At 30.0% G+C, this 17696-nt stretch carries 16 protein-coding genes; 9 read left to right on the top strand and 7 right to left on the bottom strand.

The genetic code is table 11. The features are described from left to right. Nucleotides 1-69: 69 nt before the first annotated feature. Nucleotides 70-939 carry a cupin-like domain-containing protein gene (locus GFV00_RS01575; RefSeq protein ID WP_160556579.1) on the bottom strand — a complete coding sequence of 290 codons (870 nt, stop codon included), beginning with the start codon at nucleotides 937-939 and terminating at the stop codon, nucleotides 70-72. A 28-nt stretch (nucleotides 940-967) separates the two neighbouring features. Then, nucleotides 968-2266, bottom strand: a complete 1299-nt coding sequence (locus GFV00_RS01570) for an aminopeptidase P family protein (protein WP_105297512.1) — start codon at nucleotides 2264-2266, stop codon at nucleotides 968-970. A 328-nt stretch (nucleotides 2267-2594) separates the two neighbouring features. On the opposite strand from GFV00_RS01570, the gene GFV00_RS01565 reads away from it, so the two are divergent. The 3 genes from GFV00_RS01565 (at nucleotide 2595) to GFV00_RS01555 (ending at nucleotide 6909) form a co-directional block, all read left to right on the top strand. Further along, nucleotides 2595-4055 carry an aminoacyl-histidine dipeptidase gene (locus tag GFV00_RS01565; RefSeq protein WP_160556580.1) on the top strand — a complete coding sequence of 487 codons (1461 nt, stop codon included), beginning with the start codon at nucleotides 2595-2597 and terminating at the stop codon, nucleotides 4053-4055. Nucleotides 4056-4283: 228 nt separating this feature from the next. Further along, nucleotides 4284-5570 carry an adenylosuccinate synthase gene (locus GFV00_RS01560; protein WP_160556581.1) on the top strand — a complete coding sequence of 429 codons (1287 nt, stop codon included), beginning with the start codon at nucleotides 4284-4286 and terminating at the stop codon, nucleotides 5568-5570. 571 nt (nucleotides 5571-6141) lie between these two features. Next, nucleotides 6142-6909, top strand: coding sequence for a hypothetical protein (locus tag GFV00_RS01555; protein WP_160556582.1), 768 nt, complete (start codon nucleotides 6142-6144; stop codon nucleotides 6907-6909). A gap of 70 nt (nucleotides 6910-6979) precedes the next feature. Here GFV00_RS01555 and GFV00_RS01550 read toward each other — a convergent pair whose 3' ends face one another. Continuing rightward, nucleotides 6980-7522, bottom strand: a complete 543-nt coding sequence (locus GFV00_RS01550) for a plastocyanin/azurin family copper-binding protein (RefSeq protein WP_160556583.1) — start codon at nucleotides 7520-7522, stop codon at nucleotides 6980-6982. Nucleotides 7523-7870: 348 nt separating this feature from the next. Between GFV00_RS01550 and GFV00_RS01545 the strand changes: the two genes are divergently transcribed. Beyond that, the gene (locus GFV00_RS01545; protein ID WP_160556584.1) at nucleotides 7871-8719 is read left to right on the top strand and encodes a fructosamine kinase family protein; all 849 of its coding nucleotides are present in this window, start codon (nucleotides 7871-7873) and stop codon (nucleotides 8717-8719) included. 36 nt (nucleotides 8720-8755) lie between these two features. On the opposite strand, the gene tatC is transcribed toward GFV00_RS01545, so the two are convergent. Beyond that, a complete protein-coding gene (tatC, locus tag GFV00_RS01540; protein WP_160556585.1) occupies nucleotides 8756-9577 on the bottom strand; it encodes a twin-arginine translocase subunit TatC in 822 nt (273 codons plus the stop codon). Between the two features lie 40 nt (nucleotides 9578-9617). After that, nucleotides 9618-10580 (bottom strand): SIS domain-containing protein, encoded by a 963-nt coding sequence (locus tag GFV00_RS01535; RefSeq protein ID WP_370456626.1) that lies wholly within the window; start codon nucleotides 10578-10580, stop codon nucleotides 9618-9620. A gap of 84 nt (nucleotides 10581-10664) precedes the next feature. Between GFV00_RS01535 and recQ the strand changes: the two genes are divergently transcribed. After that, a complete protein-coding gene (gene recQ / locus GFV00_RS01530) occupies nucleotides 10665-12860 on the top strand; it encodes a DNA helicase RecQ (protein WP_160542162.1) in 2196 nt (731 codons plus the stop codon). A gap of 130 nt (nucleotides 12861-12990) precedes the next feature. On the opposite strand, the gene GFV00_RS01525 is transcribed toward recQ, so the two are convergent. Together GFV00_RS01525 and GFV00_RS01520 are read right to left on the bottom strand one after the other, a co-directional pair. Next, a complete protein-coding gene (locus GFV00_RS01525) occupies nucleotides 12991-13605 on the bottom strand; it encodes a deoxynucleoside kinase (RefSeq protein WP_105297521.1) in 615 nt (204 codons plus the stop codon). 11 nt (nucleotides 13606-13616) lie between these two features. Then, nucleotides 13617-14450: a hypothetical protein gene (locus tag GFV00_RS01520; RefSeq protein ID WP_160556586.1), complete on the bottom strand. Its 834-nt coding sequence runs from the start codon at nucleotides 14448-14450 to the stop codon at nucleotides 13617-13619. Nucleotides 14451-14676: 226 nt separating this feature from the next. On the opposite strand from GFV00_RS01520, the gene prmA reads away from it, so the two are divergent. From prmA to GFV00_RS01500, 4 genes are all read left to right on the top strand, one after another. After that, nucleotides 14677-15507 carry a 50S ribosomal protein L11 methyltransferase gene (gene prmA / locus GFV00_RS01515; protein WP_160556587.1) on the top strand — a complete coding sequence of 277 codons (831 nt, stop codon included), beginning with the start codon at nucleotides 14677-14679 and terminating at the stop codon, nucleotides 15505-15507. Next, on the top strand, nucleotides 15504-15791 hold the full coding sequence (locus GFV00_RS01510) for an ATP-dependent Clp protease adaptor ClpS (RefSeq protein ID WP_105298139.1): 288 nt from the start codon (nucleotides 15504-15506) through the stop codon (nucleotides 15789-15791). Before prmA ends, GFV00_RS01510 begins: the two co-directional genes overlap by 4 nt. A 124-nt stretch (nucleotides 15792-15915) precedes the next feature. Next, nucleotides 15916-16662: an electron transfer flavoprotein subunit beta/FixA family protein gene (locus GFV00_RS01505; protein WP_160556588.1), complete on the top strand. Its 747-nt coding sequence runs from the start codon at nucleotides 15916-15918 to the stop codon at nucleotides 16660-16662. A 43-nt stretch (nucleotides 16663-16705) separates the two neighbouring features. Continuing rightward, on the top strand, nucleotides 16706-17659 hold the full coding sequence (locus tag GFV00_RS01500) for an electron transfer flavoprotein subunit alpha/FixB family protein (RefSeq protein WP_160556589.1): 954 nt from the start codon (nucleotides 16706-16708) through the stop codon (nucleotides 17657-17659). Nucleotides 17660-17696: the final 37 nt, after the last annotated feature.

Here is a 17696-nt window from a genome sequence, read left to right as displayed (position 1 = left end):
AAATGTAATAATTAATTTTAATCAAAACAAAAAATAATTCAGGTTATTATAGCTCAACTTATCAAAAAATTATTTTGAAAGATGAATTGCTCTGTTAGTATCAAGTATGGCCTTATTATTTTTATAATCAATCCATTTTTGCCCCTGTCTTTTTCTCATAAAATTATCGTAATTCCTTTTAATGAAAATATTCAATACAGCATTAGCAAAATTTGCAGGTCTTTTAGCCAAAGATCGTAAACTCATTGAAAAACTCGGAGTTAAATATTGCATATAGTGCCACCAACCCTCAGGCATGTATAGCATTTCACCATGAGATAAATGAGCCTTATATGGAGTTACGTATTTTAATCCGGGCCATTTATCAAAATCCGGATTATCAAAATCTATGTCTTCTCTGCAAATTGTAGCATATGGTATCTTATACATATACTTCGTATCTTGAGGCTTCATCAATATGCATTGTTTTTCACCTGCAAAATGAAAATGTAAAATATTGGCTAAATCTATATCAAAATGCATAAAAACATTGGAACCCGCACCTCCGAAAAACAACATAGGTAAATTTTTAAATAAATTTAGACCTAAATCCGGAAACTTAAAATCGTCTTGCATGGCCGGTACTTGTTTCAGTATATTAAATAAGAATATTCTTAAATCAGTCGGGCCTTTTTGAAGTAAATCAATATAGTCGGACATTTTCATTCTGGCATCCGGTTCATTTACTTTTTTATCAGCACTAACCGGATCATTATTATACAGAGGGACAATTTTATTACCTGCAACTTTTTTAATGTAGTCAAAATTCCATTTTTTATAAGCAGGCCAATCTTCAGTCAGTTTTTCAATTACTACCGGTTTTTGTGGTTTATAATATTGATTAAAAAAATCTTCTTTGGATATTTTTTCAACTCGGTCAATAGGTTTATAAGCAAACATAGGTTAAGGTTTATAGTTTTTTATAGTATCATGAATTCATAAGATCTTCTAATTCTTCAATTTCGATAGGTATATTTCTCATTAAATTGTGAGGATTTCCATTCGATTGAATCACTACATTATCTTCTATTCTAATCCCGAATCCTTCCTCCGGAATATAAATACCCGGTTCAACGGTAAACACCATATTAGGTACAAATGATTCCGTCAGTATACCATAATCGTGTGTATCAAGGCCCAAATGATGAGAATTTCCGTGCATAAAATATTTCTTATAAGCGGGCCATTTCGGGTCTTGATTTCTAACTTCTTCTGTTGTTAAAAGATTTAATTTTAACAATTCTTCCGTCATTATATTACCCACTTCTTCATGGTAACTGTACCAATTATTACCCGTAATTAAAAGCTTAGTAGATTCATTTTTAACATTTAGTACCGATTGGTATACTTCTTTTTGTCGGGGTGTAAATTTTCCGTTCACGGGAAGAGTACGTGTCATATCCGAAGAATAATTAGCATATTCGGCCCCTACGTCCAGCAAAACAACATCCCCGTCTTTACATTCTTTATTGTTTAATATATAATGCAAAACATTGCTGTTTTTTCCGGAAGCTATAATAGGTGTATAAGCCCAGCCTTTAGAACGGTTTTTAATAAACTCATAAATTAACTCCGCTTCAATTTCATATTCCCAAACTCCCGGTTTAATAAATGGAAGAATCCTTCTAAACCCTTTTTCCGTTATATCACAAGCTTGTTGAATAGCGTTTATTTCTTCAGGTTCTTTAATTGAGCGTAGATGTTGTAAGATGGGATTGCTTCGTAAATAACAATGACCTCTGTATTTATTTTGTAATTTTTTTATGAATCTGTCTTCTCGGGTTTCAACAACTTTTTCGGCTCTGTAATGTTCGTTAATATTTATATATATATTATCCATTTGAACAATAACCATTTCAAGAATTTTATCAAAATCTTGTAACCAGTACACATTTTTAATTCCTGAAACCTCTGTTGCTTGCTCTTTAGAATATTTTTCTCCTTCCCAAATGGCAATATGTTCATTAGTTTCCCGTAAAAAAAGCATTTCTCTATGTTCCTCTAAATAAGCATAGGGACATAATACTAAAATAGATTCTTCTTGATCTATTCCCGAAAGATAAAATAAATCTCGTTGCTGTTGAAAAGGAAGAGTACTGTCTGCACTGATAGGATAAATATCATTACTGTTGAATATTGCAACTGATTTTGGAGCCATTCTTTGGACAAATTTTTTTCTATTTTTGATAAATAAATCTTTGTCTAAAGCATTATATCTGGTATTCATTTAACTATTTTTTATTTATCAAAAATAACAATAATACTTCAACTCTTTATAATTTTAGAAAAGTTAAAAAAGCTTTTTTTGATAATTTACTTTATTGTTATATAGATAAATTTATTATTTCAAAAGAGCATATAAATGCATTATTAATAAAAACTGAAGGGCTATTTTTCTAAATAGTATCAATAATCATTGAATAACCTAATTGTTAATTATTAAAAGTTAAATTAGGTTTTTCTTTTTTACATGTATTTAAAGACAAAAATTGCAGGTTTTTTTTATAAAAAAAACGAAATTTGTTCAATAAAAATTCCTCTTAATAAGATAAGATATGAATAACAACACTATTAAGAAATTGAAACCCGAGTCTATATGGAATCATTTTGCAGATTTGAACTCCGTACCAAGACCTTCTAAAAAAGAAGAAAAAGTTATCAAATTTATTAAAGACTTTGGAGCATCTTTACATTTAGAAACTATTGAAGATACCTGTGGAAATGTAGTAATAAAAAAACCGGCAACCCTGGGATATGAAAATAGAAAAAAGGTGGTTTTACAATCCCATTTGGACATGGTTTGCCAAAAAAATAATGATGTTGATTTTGATTTTGAAACTCAAGGAATACAAATGAATTATGAAGGAGATTGGGTTCATGCATTAGGAACAACCTTAGGGGCAGACAACGGAATAGGTGTTGCTGCCATAATGAGTGTTTTATCTTCAAAAGATATTGAACATCCGGCTATAGAAGCTTTATTTACTATTGACGAAGAAACCGGTTTAACCGGAGCATTTGAATTAAGTAAAGATATATTATCAGGAGATATTTTGCTTAATTTGGATACAGAAGAAGATGATGAAATTGACATAGGTTGTGCGGGAGGAATTGATGTTACTGCTAAAGCAAATTATGAAGAAAAAGAAATCAATAAAAATTCTAAAACTTACCAAATTAATTTGTCCGGTTTACATGGAGGTCATTCCGGAATGGAAATTCATAAAGGTTTAGGTAATTCTAATAAGTTATTAAACCGTTTTTTTTATGATTTTTTAAAATTTAATATTCAATTGATTTCTTTTGATGGAGGAGGCTTGAGAAATGCTATACCCAGGGAAGCTTCTGCAATATTTTCAATATCCTCTGAATTTGAAAGCAAATTACAAGAACAATTTAATCATCTATATTCAGAGATCAAATCAGAATTTAGTAGTATAGATAGTAATCTGACTATTCATCTTTCTCAGATAGACCATGTAGAAAAAGGATTAAGCGTTGAAGACAGTAAAAAATTTATCTCAAGTCTACAAGCTGCTCCTAACGGAGTATTTCGAATGAGTCCGGATATCGAAGGATTAGTAGAAGCCTCAAATAATATTGCAAGAGTAAAATTGGAAAAAGGAAAGGCTGAAATACAATGTTTAACGCGATCATCAGTTGAAAGTTCTAAAATGTGGGTGGCAACGTCACTTGAAGCTGCATTACAGTTAGGAGGAATGAAAGTTGAATTAACCGGTTCATATCCCGGATGGAAGCCAAATCCCTCTTCAGAAATATTAAAACTGGCGGAAAGTATTTATGAAAAAAAATACGGGGAGAAACCTTCTGTTAAGGCTTGTCATGCAGGGTTGGAATGTGGAATTATTGGTGAAAAATATCCATCAATGGATATGATTTCATTCGGGCCAACTATTAAAGGTGCCCACTCTCCTAAAGAAAGAGTTAGTATATCATCGGTTCAAAAATTTTGGGATTTCTTACTGGAAATTCTTAAAAACATTCCGGTAAAATAAAATTTCTTTTATGAGTTTGTTAATAAGAAGAAGTGATTTTTTGCAGATTTACCATCATTAAATAAATTAATTTTAATAAACCCATATTTTAATATATGGTAATAAAATGTCAATTACTTTTTAAGTAAAATAGCAGCTATTAATAATAATCAATTAATTTTGCAAAAAGAGTTGCTTTTTTTAAGTAATTTCTATAAAATAATAAAACTATTATAAATTAAACTATATATGTCAACATATGTTGTTGTCGGCTTACAATGGGGCGACGAAGGAAAAGGAAAAATTACAGACGTTTTAGCGGAAAAATCAGATTATGTAGTACGCTATCAAGGAGGAAATAATGCAGGACATACAGTATACGTAGGAGAAGATAAATTTGTATTACATCTTTTGCCTTCCGGAGTTCTTCAATGTAAAGGAAAATGTATCATAGGAAATGGGGTGGTAGTAAATCCTGAAGCTTTTTTCAATGAAATAGAACAAATTGAAAAAAGAGGTTTAAATACCGATCATGTTTTTATCAGCAGCAGGGCTCATATCATTATGCCGTATCATATTTTACTTGATACCTATAGAGAAGAATTTGCAGGAAGTTCTCAAATTGGAACAACCAAAAGAGGGATAGGACCTTGTTATGAAGATAAAATTTCAAGAACAGGAATCAGAGCCATTGATTTATTAAATCCTGAAGTTTTAAAAACTAAAATAAAGGAAAATCTTAACGTTAAAAATGTTTTATTTGAAAAGCTGTTTAACAAAGAACCATTAAAATTTGATGATATTTACACAAAATATCTTGAATTTGGAAAAAAACTTAAAAATCGCATTATAGATTCAGAATACGAAATAAATCATGCAATAAAAGAAGATAAAAATGTTCTGTTTGAAGGTGCTCAGGCACTTATGTTAGATATAGATTTCGGAACCTATCCTTATGTAACTTCGTCGTCTCCAACTACCGGAGGTACAACCGTAGGAGCAGGGGTTCCACCAACCAGTTTAAAAAATTTAATAGGAGTATCTAAAGCTTATTGTACAAGAGTTGGTAACGGGGCTTTTCCTACAGAATTGGAAAACGAAACAGGAGAACTTATACGTAAAATAGGTAATGAATATGGGGCATCAACCGGACGCCCACGTCGTTGCGGTTGGTTAGACTTAGTAGCCTTACGCTATTCATGTATGATTAATGGGATTACGCATTTAGTAATAACCAAATTGGATGTATTAAGTGATTTTGATAAAATTAAAGTGGGAACCGCCTATAAAACGTCTGAAGGTACTATAACTGATATTTTTCCGTCTACTATTGAAGAATTAGCAAACTATGAAGTTATTTATCAAGATTTAGACGGTTGGAAAGAAGATATTTCAAAAGTTACTTCTTATGATGAATTACCTATTTTAGCTAAAAAATATTTAGAATTTATTGAAAATTTTCTTGGAGTTCAAATATATTTAGTTTCTGTAGGACCTGAAAGATCGCAAAATATAATTAAAACTAATTTAAAATAATTCTTATTTTTCAAGTACTCCGTTCAAGCCATTATAAATAAAATTTAAATAATATATTGAACATTGTATTTTATTGAAGAATTAATAATTGAATCATAAATATATTCACATAACATACTAAAAAGGAGAATGAAATCTAATATTATTGATATCATTCTCCTTTTTATATTATTTACTTATCTTATTTATATTGTTATTTATTCTATATCAAATATTATATTAAAAAAAGAATTATAGCAGTAAAAATCATTATTATATATTATAAAGTTTTATAAATGATTTTTTTTATATAAAAAATATAATTTGAATATTTATATATTCTTAATTTTTCATTTCAAAATGCTAACTATATGATAAATATTATTCTATTTTATGAAAATAAATTGCAATTTATGATAAATTATTGTTTATATTGCAAAGTATTTGAGAGAGTAATTCAGTATCCGTAGGGTTTACTATAAAACATTACTATTAAAAGCGAGTTTTTATATAAAATGTTTCGAACGGTTTATATTGCTTTTTAATGTAATATTGATTACTATTATGAAAAAAACTAATATTATATGCGCTTATGAGAGAAAAATTTTTACTTATTATTCTATTGATTTCTAATATTTATATTGCTCAAGAAACTGAAAATAACATTTCGATTGATTCAACCAATATAAAAAGTATAAATCAAGTAGAACGTTTAAAAAATTCAATACCGTCCTATAATTTATCAAAAATTGAAAATTTGATTTCAAAAATATCATCAATCAATGGTACTGAATCAAATGAATATAATGATAGGTACTTATCGGAAAAAGATTTTGATAAATTGACAATAAAAGAAAAATTTACCTATACTATGGTTTATCCCGAAATTAAATCTTCAAGCGAAGATATGGATTCCCTAGCGATCTATGAGGAAAATAAAATTTTCGGAAAGCTGCCTACTTCGGTTAATGATCCCAGATGGAGTGCAAGACAAAAAAAATTTTTAAAACAATATCGAAAAAATATTCAAGAATTTATACGTGAAACCTCTTTAAAAAATCAATATATGGGTCTCAACTTTAAAAAAGCTTTATTGGAAATTAATGCTATTGAGTCCATACCATTTCTTGTTGATTTTTATAATTCAACAGATAAAAATGATAAAGATTTATTAACGGTGTTAATGCTATTAGTTAAAAAAGGAAAATATTATCCATTTGTTCGATCCAATGTGTATCGCCAATTATATAATGACGATGTAAATTCTCAAGTCAGCTGCATAGACTATTCGGATATAAATGAGGAATATATATTAAAAACGGCCAATAATTTTTATTTACAAGCGCCAAAAATTAAATAGATTTAATTTTTATATAAAATAATAAAACAGGAAGTATATTCCTGTTTTTTTTATTTTAAAAGTTAAAAATTTATTCTACGATAAGTTTACCTCTCATTGTCGCACTATGCGCGGGAAATGTACATAAATATTCATAAGTTCCTTTTTCATTAATTGTAAAGGTTATCGTATCTTGTTCACCTCCTCCTAACAATTTGGTATGGGCAACAATTGAAGGATCATTTTTAGGAATATAATCATCAGCCGCATCCTTAGCTGCTCGATTTGCAAAATCATTAAAATTGGTACCCGGTTTTATAATTACTATATTATGTCCCATATCTTTAACACTAGCTTTGCCCACATGTTTAAGTGTAAGGGTAATGGGTTTTCCTGCTTTTGCTTTTAATTCGTGTATATTAAATTGCATTGCATCATCTCCCTCTACTATAAAAGTATTTTCAGGAAGATTAGCAATCTCTTCCTCTTTGGATTTTTGAATATCTTCTTTTGTCATAGAGGCAGCTGCAGATAAAGGATCAATTTTATGTGATGAATCCTTTTTATTACAAGAAGTATAAATATTTAATGAGGTTATTAAAAATAGTGCTAATAGAATAATCTTTTTTTTCATAAATTCTTAAAATTTTAGGGTTGACTAAAAGTGTTCAGATTTTAAGGATAAGTAAATGTAAAAGAGTATAAAATTAGTTTCTTCAAAATTAATAATTTTTTATTAGAATAAAATTAAAAATTAGCTATTTATAATTAAAATATCGATAAAAATCAATATTTATACAAAAATGATATAATAAATAAAATTAGTTGATTATTAATTGTTGCATGTATCCAATTATTTTAAAGTTTTATTTTTTTTTATATTGATATATTAATATGTAAGAATATTATAAAATAGTAATACATTTTTGTATATTTTTTGATATTATTAATAAACATTATTTTAAATTATAAAAAATCAAACATGAATCTACAAAATATACTGAAACGTTTACCGATTAAGATAACTAGTTATAAGCCTATTTCGGGCGGAGACACAAATAAATCATACGTTTTACAATCTGAGGAGGGAAATTTTTTTATGAAAACTAATAGTACAAAAGAATTTCCCGGAATGCTTAGAGAGGAAGCAAAAGGACTAAAATCTATAGAGGAAACCCATACGTTAAGAACCCCTAAGATTATTAAAATAGATGATAGTGGCAATGAGCAATATTTGATTCTAGAATTAATTTCCAAAGGGGAAGCCAATGAAGAAATATGGGAAAATTTTGGAAAATCTCTTGCATCGATGCATAAAATTCCTCAACCGTTTTTTGGATTCAGTAGCGATAATTATGTGGGACGTTTACCTCAAAAAAATACTAAAGCGTCTACATGGGGTGAATTCTATGCTCAATATCATTTACAACCCTTAATAAAAAAATTGACTGATATGAATGCTTTAACTAATCAAGAAGTACGAGCGGCAGAAAATTTTTATCAACAAATTGATGATATTTTTCCTAAAGAAACTCCTTCACTAGTCCATGGAGATTTATGGAGTGGCAACTTCTTAATATCAGATACTGGTAATCCGGTGGTTTTAGATCCGGCCGTTTATTATGGACATAGAGAAATGGATTTGGGCATGACCCGCCTGTTTGGAGGATTTTCCGTCGATTTTTATGAAGGTTACAATTCTAAATACCCATTAGAAAAAGGATGGGAAGAACGTATACCCTTTACCCAATTATACCCTTTGCTGGTTCATTCTATTTTATTCGGCAATTATTATTTAGATGAAGTTAAAAGTATTTTAAGTGATTTTTAGATTATTAGAATCTCAAATGCTAACAATATTGCGTAATTAAGAAGCTTCACTTTTATTTCTTTTGTAAACCAAAGAAGAAACCAATATACTGGCTTCATATAGTAAATATAAAGGACAAGAGGCTACGAGCATTGAAGGAATATCACCGGGGGTGATAAATCCGGCAATTATTAAAATAATAACCAAGGCATGTCTTCTGTATTTTTTTAAGAAATTTGGAGTTAAGATACCGATACTGGTAAGAACATATACAATAATAGGCAATAAAAAAATCAAGCCCATTCCTAAAACGGTTTGTAATAAAATTCGTATATAACTGGACAGATCAATGTTAACTTTTATGGTTTCGGAAATATTAAAAAAATAACCAAAGTGCATCGTCAGGGGAGTAACAAAAAAATAACCGAAACAACATCCGAGAATAAAGAGAAAATAAGTTGATATGAAAAAAGTCAAAGAATTTTTCTTTTCATTTGGTTTTAGTCCGGGAGAAATAAATTTCCATAATTCATAAATAACATAAGGAAATACCAATATAAAGCCTCCAACAATAGACACATAAAAGGCTGTATTTAATTGCTCAAAAATTTTACGCACTTGGATGGGAAATTCGTCGGGCATGTCAAATACATCACTAGAACCAAAGATCCGACCGAAAAAATTCATAAGTTTAAAAGTCAAAAAATTCTTATGAATCGGACCGAATATAATATGATCCATTACAAAATGAATTTTATATCCAACGAAACATGCCCCTAAACATATAGCCACTAAAGATCGTAAAATATGCTTTCTTAATACGCCAATATGAGCAAGAAACGGCATATTCGCATTATCATTCTCTTTTTTTTGAGCCATTGAATTTTTTTAGTTAAAAAAGATACTAATTTAAATAAAATTATTTAAATCCATTATCTAATAGAGTATGCAGGTCTATAATACCTACATAATTTTCTCCATCAAGTACAACTAATTGACCTATTTGATAATTTTTAAGCTCCTCAAAAGCAACACTGGCTAATTCATTTTTTTGAATGGTTTTAGGTGTAACAGACATTATATCTTTAGCTGTAATTTGGTTGTAATCCACATTTTTAGCTAATGTTCTTCTTACGTCTCCATCGGTAATTACTCCTTTAACCTTATGATCCTCAATAACAACAGTGATACCATAAGATGAATACGTTAAGGAATTGATAATTTCTTTAAGATGAGCAGATAGTTGAACTTCTGGCCTTCGGTCAGGTTTTACCAATTGTTCCACTTTTAGAAGCAGTTTTTTACCTAAAGCACCTCCCGGATGATATTTTGCAAAATCGGATGAAGTGAAATTTTTAGCCTGAAGTAAGGCGACTGCAAGAGCATCCCCCATAGCTAATTGTACTATAGTGGAAGTGGTGGGTGCCAGATTATTAGGATCGGCTTCTTTTTCCACTTGAGTATCTAAAACCACGTCAGCAAGTTCTGCCAATAAGCAATTTTTATTAGAGGTCATGGCTATTAATACCGAAGAATATTCTTTAAGAAAAGGAGCTACTTCTTGAATTTCTGAGGAAGTACCGCTGTTAGAAATGCAGATGACCACATCATTTTTAGAAATAATACCTAAATCGCCATGCTTTGCCTCGGCGGCGTGTAAAAATTGTGATGGTGTACCGGTAGAATTAAAGGTGGCTACTAATTTATTGGCTATATGTGCACTTTTTCCGACTCCGCACAAAACAAGTTTACCCTTAGAATCAAGTATATAACGTACCGCTTTAACAAAATCATCACCTAAACGATTATATAAGGATTGTAATTCGGTTGTTTCAAATAAAATAGTATCTTTGCCTGCTTTTAAAATCATTTGATCATCCAAAATAAATAATTTTTTTTGTTTAAGAAATTTGTTGTATATTTAATTTAATAAACAGCAAATTTAATAAAAAACTAAAGTTTAAGAATGAAATCTTTGGAAAAAGACTTGCCTAAATTATTAAAAAAATTTTTTGGTTTTAATTCATTTAAGGGGCCGCAAGAAGAAGTAATTACGAATTTGTTGAGCGGCAACGATGTATTTGTATTGATGCCTACAGGTGGCGGAAAGTCCTTGTGTTACCAGTTACCTGCCTTATTATTAGAGGGTACAGCGATTGTTGTCTCTCCCTTAATAGCCTTAATGAAAAATCAGGTTGACGCTGTCAGAGGTATATCCTCAAGTGAAGGAATAGCACATGTCCTTAATTCTTCATTAAATAAAACAGAAATAAAAAGAGTTAAAGATGATATATTATCAGGGACAACCAAATTGCTTTATGTAGCTCCCGAATCTTTAACCAAAGAAGAATATATAGAGTTCTTAAAAACTATAAAATTATCATTTTTTGCGATTGATGAAGCGCATTGTATTTCTGAATGGGGACATGATTTTCGTCCTGAATATAGAAATTTACGATTCATAATTGAAAAAATCGGTAAAACACCTATAATAGCCCTAACGGCTACAGCAACGCCAAAGGTTCAGGATGATATCCAAAAGACCTTAGGAATGACGGATGCTAAAATTTTCAAATCTTCTTTTAATAGGCCGAATTTATATTATGAAATCAGACCTAAAATAAATCCTGAAAAACAAATCATAAAATATATAAAAGACAATCCGGGTAAATCCGGAATTATCTATTGTTTAAGCAGAAAAAAGGTAGAAGAATTAGCTGAATTATTAAAAGTCAATGGAATAAACGCTTTGCCTTATCATGCCGGATTAGACAGTAAATCCAGAGCAGCCCATCAAGACAAATTCTTAATGGAAGAAACGGATGTAATTTGTGCAACCATAGCTTTCGGAATGGGTATTGATAAGCCGGACGTGCGTTTTGTGATTCATTATGATATACCCAAAAGTTTAGAAAGTTATTATCAAGAAACCGGAAGAGCAGGAAGGGATGGAGGAGAAGGTTATTGTCTTGCTTTCTACGATTATAAAGATGTTGAGAAATTAGAAAAGTTTCTAGCTTCAAAGCCTGTTTCCGAAAGAGAAGTAGGCTTACAACTTTTACAAGAAGTGGTAGGTTATGCGGAAACATCCATGTCCAGACGAAAATATTTACTTCATTATTTTGGAGAAGATTTTGACGAAAAAAATGGCTTGGGAGCAAAAATGGATGATAATTCCATGAATCCGAAAACAACGGTAAATGTTGCGGAAGAAATGAAACAAATCCTTACCGTAGTTGAAAAAACGAAAGAAAAATTAAAATTAAAAGATCTTGTCAATGTAGCTGTTGGAAAAGAAACAGCCATTACCAAATCCTATAAGTTGGGATTTGAAGATTATTTTGGTTTTGGTAAAAATAAATCGGATAATTTCTGGAAATCCATCATCAGACAGGCCATTGTACATAATTTTCTTACTAAAGATATAGAAACTTACGGATTATTAAAATTATCTGAATTAGGCAAAACATTTATTAATGATCCCAAAGAAATTTTAATAGCCGAGGATGTTGATTTTGAAAAGGAAATGGAAACTCCGATCGTCACCCCTCAAGCGGCGGGTAGCAATGCATTAGATAAAAAATTATTTGATGATTTAAAAGATATCAGAAAAAGAGTTGCCAAGAAAAATGCAATTCCTCCGTTTGCTGTTTTTCAAGATCCTAGCTTGGAAGATATGGCTTTACATTATCCGACCACCCTTTCAGAACTTTCCAATGTGTTTGGTGTAGGAGAGGGTAAAGCAAAGAAATTTGGAAAAGATTTCGTTGAATATATTGCCAAATATGTTGAAGAAAATGAAATTGAACGTCCTGATGATTTAGTCATTAAGCAAGTAGCCAATAAATCGTCCCATAAAGTATTCATAATTCAAAGTACGGATAGGAAATTGGATTTTGAAGATATTGCAAAAGCAAAAGATTTAACAATCAATGATTTACTTAATGAAATGGAAAGTATTGTTTATCAAGGAACTAAACTAAACATTGGTTACTATGTAGATGAATTATTGGATGAAGAGCAACAAGACGAAATAATAGATTTTTTGATGGAGTCTGAAAGTGATAAAATGTCCGTCTTGTTGGATGAATTTGGAGAAGATTATTCAGAAGATGAATTACGAATTATGAGGATTAAATTTATTAGCGAAGTTGCTAACTAAATTTAGTTGGATAAATAGTACAATTATTCACCCTATAAACTATAAATAGTAAATAATTTATTAAAATTATTTACTATTTTTTTTTAAATTTTAGAGAGTATAATTTTAATCGTATAAAGACGGAAATCTTTTAAAATAAACCGTGAATATTAGCCTCTACTTTATCAATAATTTTTCCTAAATCTTCCTTATTGTCAACAAAATCCATATTATCAACATCGATGATCAATAATTTTCCTTCAGTATAATTTGAAATCCACTCTTCATATTTTTCATTTAATCTTTGAAGATAATCAATGCTAATGGACGTTTCGTATTCTCTTCCTCTTTTTTGAATTTGATTTACTAAAGTAGGAACGGTGGCGCGAAGATAGATCAGAAGATCCGGAGCTTGGATATACTCTTTCATTAAATTAAAAAGATTCAAATAATTGTCATAATCTCGAGTTTGCATCAACCCCATTTCATGAAGATTTGAAGCAAAAATATATACATCTTCATAAATAGTTCTATCCTGGATTGTATTTTTCTTATTTTCTCTAATTTCTTTTATTTGTTTAAAACGAGAACTTAAGAAATAGATTTGCAAATTAAATGACCATTTTGCCATATCGTAATAAAAATCGTCTAGATATGGGTTTTGTTCGGTGTCTTCAAATTGTGCAATCCAGTTGTAATTATTTGATAATAATTTAGTTAATGTAGTTTTTCCTGCGCCGATATTTCCGGTTATAGCAATATGCATTCTTAATAAATTTATTTTTTAGTTTCTAATGTGTAAAGGTACATAACCTTAGATTTCCATAGAAATAAATGTTTATTTAAAATATAATATTTTTCACCTAAATTCGGCAAGGGTATTTGAACGGGTTTGTTTTCAAAATCATAGATATATAAATAACCTTTATGTATCCAATAAAAATTTTGTTCCATCCATCCATAGTCTTCCATTTCAGGTATTACATATGTATAAACATTTTGATTATTTTGCTTACAAATTATGTATTGATAAGCGTCGTTGGATTCGTTGTTACTTTTTAAAAGAAGAAATTTTGATTGTTTAGAACTGTAGATATCCTTTAGAACAAAATTATCTGAAAGTTCTTTAGACAAAGTATTTGAAAAAAGTATTGTATTTTTTGATCTGTAATCGTATTGAATAAAGCTTTGAGAGTTCAACTCATCAAAATATAATAAAGAATGATTGTCTTGAACATAAATTAAGTCAGGATTTATAAGTTGATCGCTTAAAATAGAAACATTATCCTGAGTATTGATCAGCTTATCGTCATAAAATTCAAGAACTTGGTTCATCTTATCAAAAGTTACTAAAAATAAAGGATTTACGATAAACAGCTTTTTGGATGTATTAAAATTTTTAAGTATAAATGTTTTTTGTGAAATTGGATCGTATTTTAATAAAGTGTTATCTTTTTGAGAAACGAAATATAATGAATTGAAGATATCTGCTTGTTGAAAATTAAACGATTCAGGAACTTCAATTTTAATACTATCTTGTAAAACCAATTGTTGTCCCAATGAAATGTTGATAGATAGTAGTAAAACCAGCAAATTGATGAATCGTGACATTGAAATTTCAATAAATATAAAGTAAAAGTAAAAAAATAATTTTACTTGTTTGATTCCAAAAAATCTTCTCAAAGAAAATAATTTTCAATAATTGGATAGGGATTTTCAGCTATAGATTATCAACCATTAACAAAGCGTAGCTATAATATATAACGTGGATGAATTTTATAGATCCTTAAGAAAATAAGCTATTAATTTTTTAAATTTGCGATACTTAAATGATTCCATGAAATATACAGAATACCATTTCAACGTAAAACCATTAGAACCTTGGAGAGACATTTTAATCGCGTTTTTATCAGAGTTGCCTTTTGAAAGTTTTGTAGAAACCGAACAGGGTTTTTTAACTTATATTAAGGTTGAAGAAGAAGATGAGCAATTAATTAAGGAATTACCTATTATGTCTTCTCCTGAAGTTGAAATATCTTACGAAAAAAAATTATCTCCCGATATCAATTGGAATGAAGAATGGGAAAAAAATTTTCCACCGGTAGTCATTGAAGATCAAATTTATTTACATGCAGATTTTCATCCTGTCAGAAACGATCTTCCTTTTTCCATTAAAATTGATCCGAAGATGTCTTTTGGTACGGGGCATCATGAAACCACTTATAACATGCTTCATGCAATGTTGACAATGAATTTTGAAGGTAAAGATGTTTTAGATATGGGCAGTGGAACCGGAGTGTTGGCAATTTTTGCAAAAAAGAGGGGAGCCCATTATGTTGAAGCAATAGATATTGATGAATGGTCATACGGTAATGCTCTGGAAAATTCTAAAAAAAATGAAGTAGATATAGATATTAAATTGGGAGATGCCGAATTATTAGGAAATCACTCATTTGATATAATTCTAGCCAATATCAATAAAAATATTTTATTGAAAGATATGTCAAAATACGTTGAAAATCTGCGTCCTAATGGATACGTTTTGGTAAGTGGTATCTTTGAACATGATTTTGATGACATTATTGCAGAAGCTACCGGGAATGGCTTAAAATTTGTTCAGAAATTAAGTAAAAATAATTGGATTTCAATATTATTAAACAAAATATGATTTACAATAATCAACCCCATTGGAAAGAGCAGGAGAGTGTTGATACGTTGGTAAAAGAAGCTGCTCCTCATGTAATTGTTTTGCATAACGATGATTTTAATACGTTTGACTATGTCATCGATTGCTTAATAGAGATATGTGAACATACTTTAGAACAAGCCCAACAATGTACTTTTTTAGTTCATTACAAAGGAAAATGTGAAGTTAAAACCGGATCTTTAGAAAAACTAACTCCGATCCATCAAGCATTATTGAAAAAAGGGCTTTCTTCACAAATTGTCTAAATTATATAAACATTCTTATATTTTTTTATTTTATTTACTTTAATTTCTTAGTAAAAGAAGTAAATAAATAAATAAAAATACTTTATTATTTTTACTTAATTTAGTTACAGGAAAAAATACGTTGATGAAAATATTAGTAGCTATAAGTAGCGTACCGGATACTACATCCAAAATTAATTTTACGAATGATCAAAAAGAATTCGATACTAATGGAATTCAATATATAATTAATCCTCAAGATGAATATTGCTTAAGCAAAGCATTATATTTTCAAGAAAAACAGGGAGCTGAAGTAACCATTATTACAGTTGGAGATACTACTGTTGAGCCGGTAATGCGTAAGGCCTTGGCAATCGGTGCTAATAATGCCATTCGGGTTAATATTCGACCTACGGACAGTGAATTAGTGGCTAAAGAAATTGCAGCCGTAGCAAAAGAGGGAGCTTATGATTTGGTACTTTTAGGTAAAGAATCGATTGATTATAACGGAGGATTGGTTCCGGGTTTAGTGGCCGCTGAATTAGATTACCCATTTGTTAATGCCGTTACCGGTTTGGAAGTTGAAGGAAAAACCATACAGGTGGTACGGGAAATTGATAATGGAAAAGAAACAATTTCAATTGAATTACCTGCTGCTTTAGCAGGTCAAGAAGGTTTTGTTCCTGAAAATCAATTAAAAATTCCTAATATAAGAGGTATTATGACTGCTAAAAATAAACCCTTTACGGTTGTTGAACCTAAATTTTCCGGAAATAAGGTTATCATTGCAGAATTTGAAAAGCCAAAGACTAGATCTCAAGTGGTTTATGTAGATAAAAATAACTTAGATGAATTGGTTCGCTTGCTTCATGAAGAAGCGAAAGTAATTTAAGTATAAACTTACAATCAATTTTGTAATACAAACGTTGAAATAAATGATTTACGCATATATAGAAAACTCTAAAGGAAAATATAAAAAAGAGGCCTACGAATTAATAACATACGCTAAAATTTTAGCAGATGAAATTGGAGATTCAGTAACGGCACTAACTATAAATTCTGAGGATTCTTCAGAACAATTATACAAATTTGGAGCAACTAAAGTTATAAATATTCAAGATGATTCTTTTCAATCTTTTAATCCAAAAGTGTACGCTTCGGTTTTATCAAAAATAATTGACGGTAACTATATTCTTTTTACACATACTAATGAAAGTGTATCTATAGCTCCTTATATTGTCAAAGAAAAATCTGCGGCTTATATTACACAAGCCATTTCGAAGCCGCTGTCCGTAACACCGTTTAAAGTTAAAAGATCTGTTTTTTCAGGAAAAGGAATTGCTATCGTTGAAACTCAAGAACCTACTATAGTTTTAACCCTTTCCGTTAATTCTGTGGGAGCAAAAGAAAATCCCGTTGCCGGTACAGAAGAAAAAATTACGGTAACTACGATTGCAGATCCAACATATCAAGTAAAACAACAAGAAGTAGCTACAGGGAAGTTAGATGTTAAAGTGGCTGAATTGGTAGTTGGAGCGGGTAGAGGATTGAAAGGACCGGAAAACTGGGGAATAATTGAAGATTTAGCAAATGTACTTGGAGCAGCTACAGCTTGTACTAAACCGGTAGCCGATTTAGGATGGAGACCTCATGCTGAACATGTAGGACAAACAGGGAAAACTATTTCTCCTAAACTATATATAGCAATCGGTATTTCGGGATCTATTCAACATGTCGCCGGGATTACTAAAAGTAAAACCATAGTCGTTATAAACAACGATCCTCAAGCACCTTTTTTTAAAACGGCCGATTATGGTATAGTTGGTGATTTATTCGAAGTTGTACCGGAATTGACCAAAAAATTGAAAGCTTTTAAAGATGCTCATTAATTGATCGTCTTTACTCTATACTATAATTATATAGAAT

Source organism: Apibacter sp. B3935, from assembly GCF_009827705.1.
Taxonomy (GTDB): Bacteria; Bacteroidota; Bacteroidia; order Flavobacteriales; family Weeksellaceae; genus Apibacter.
This window is presented reverse-complemented; position numbering and strand designations above follow the sequence as displayed.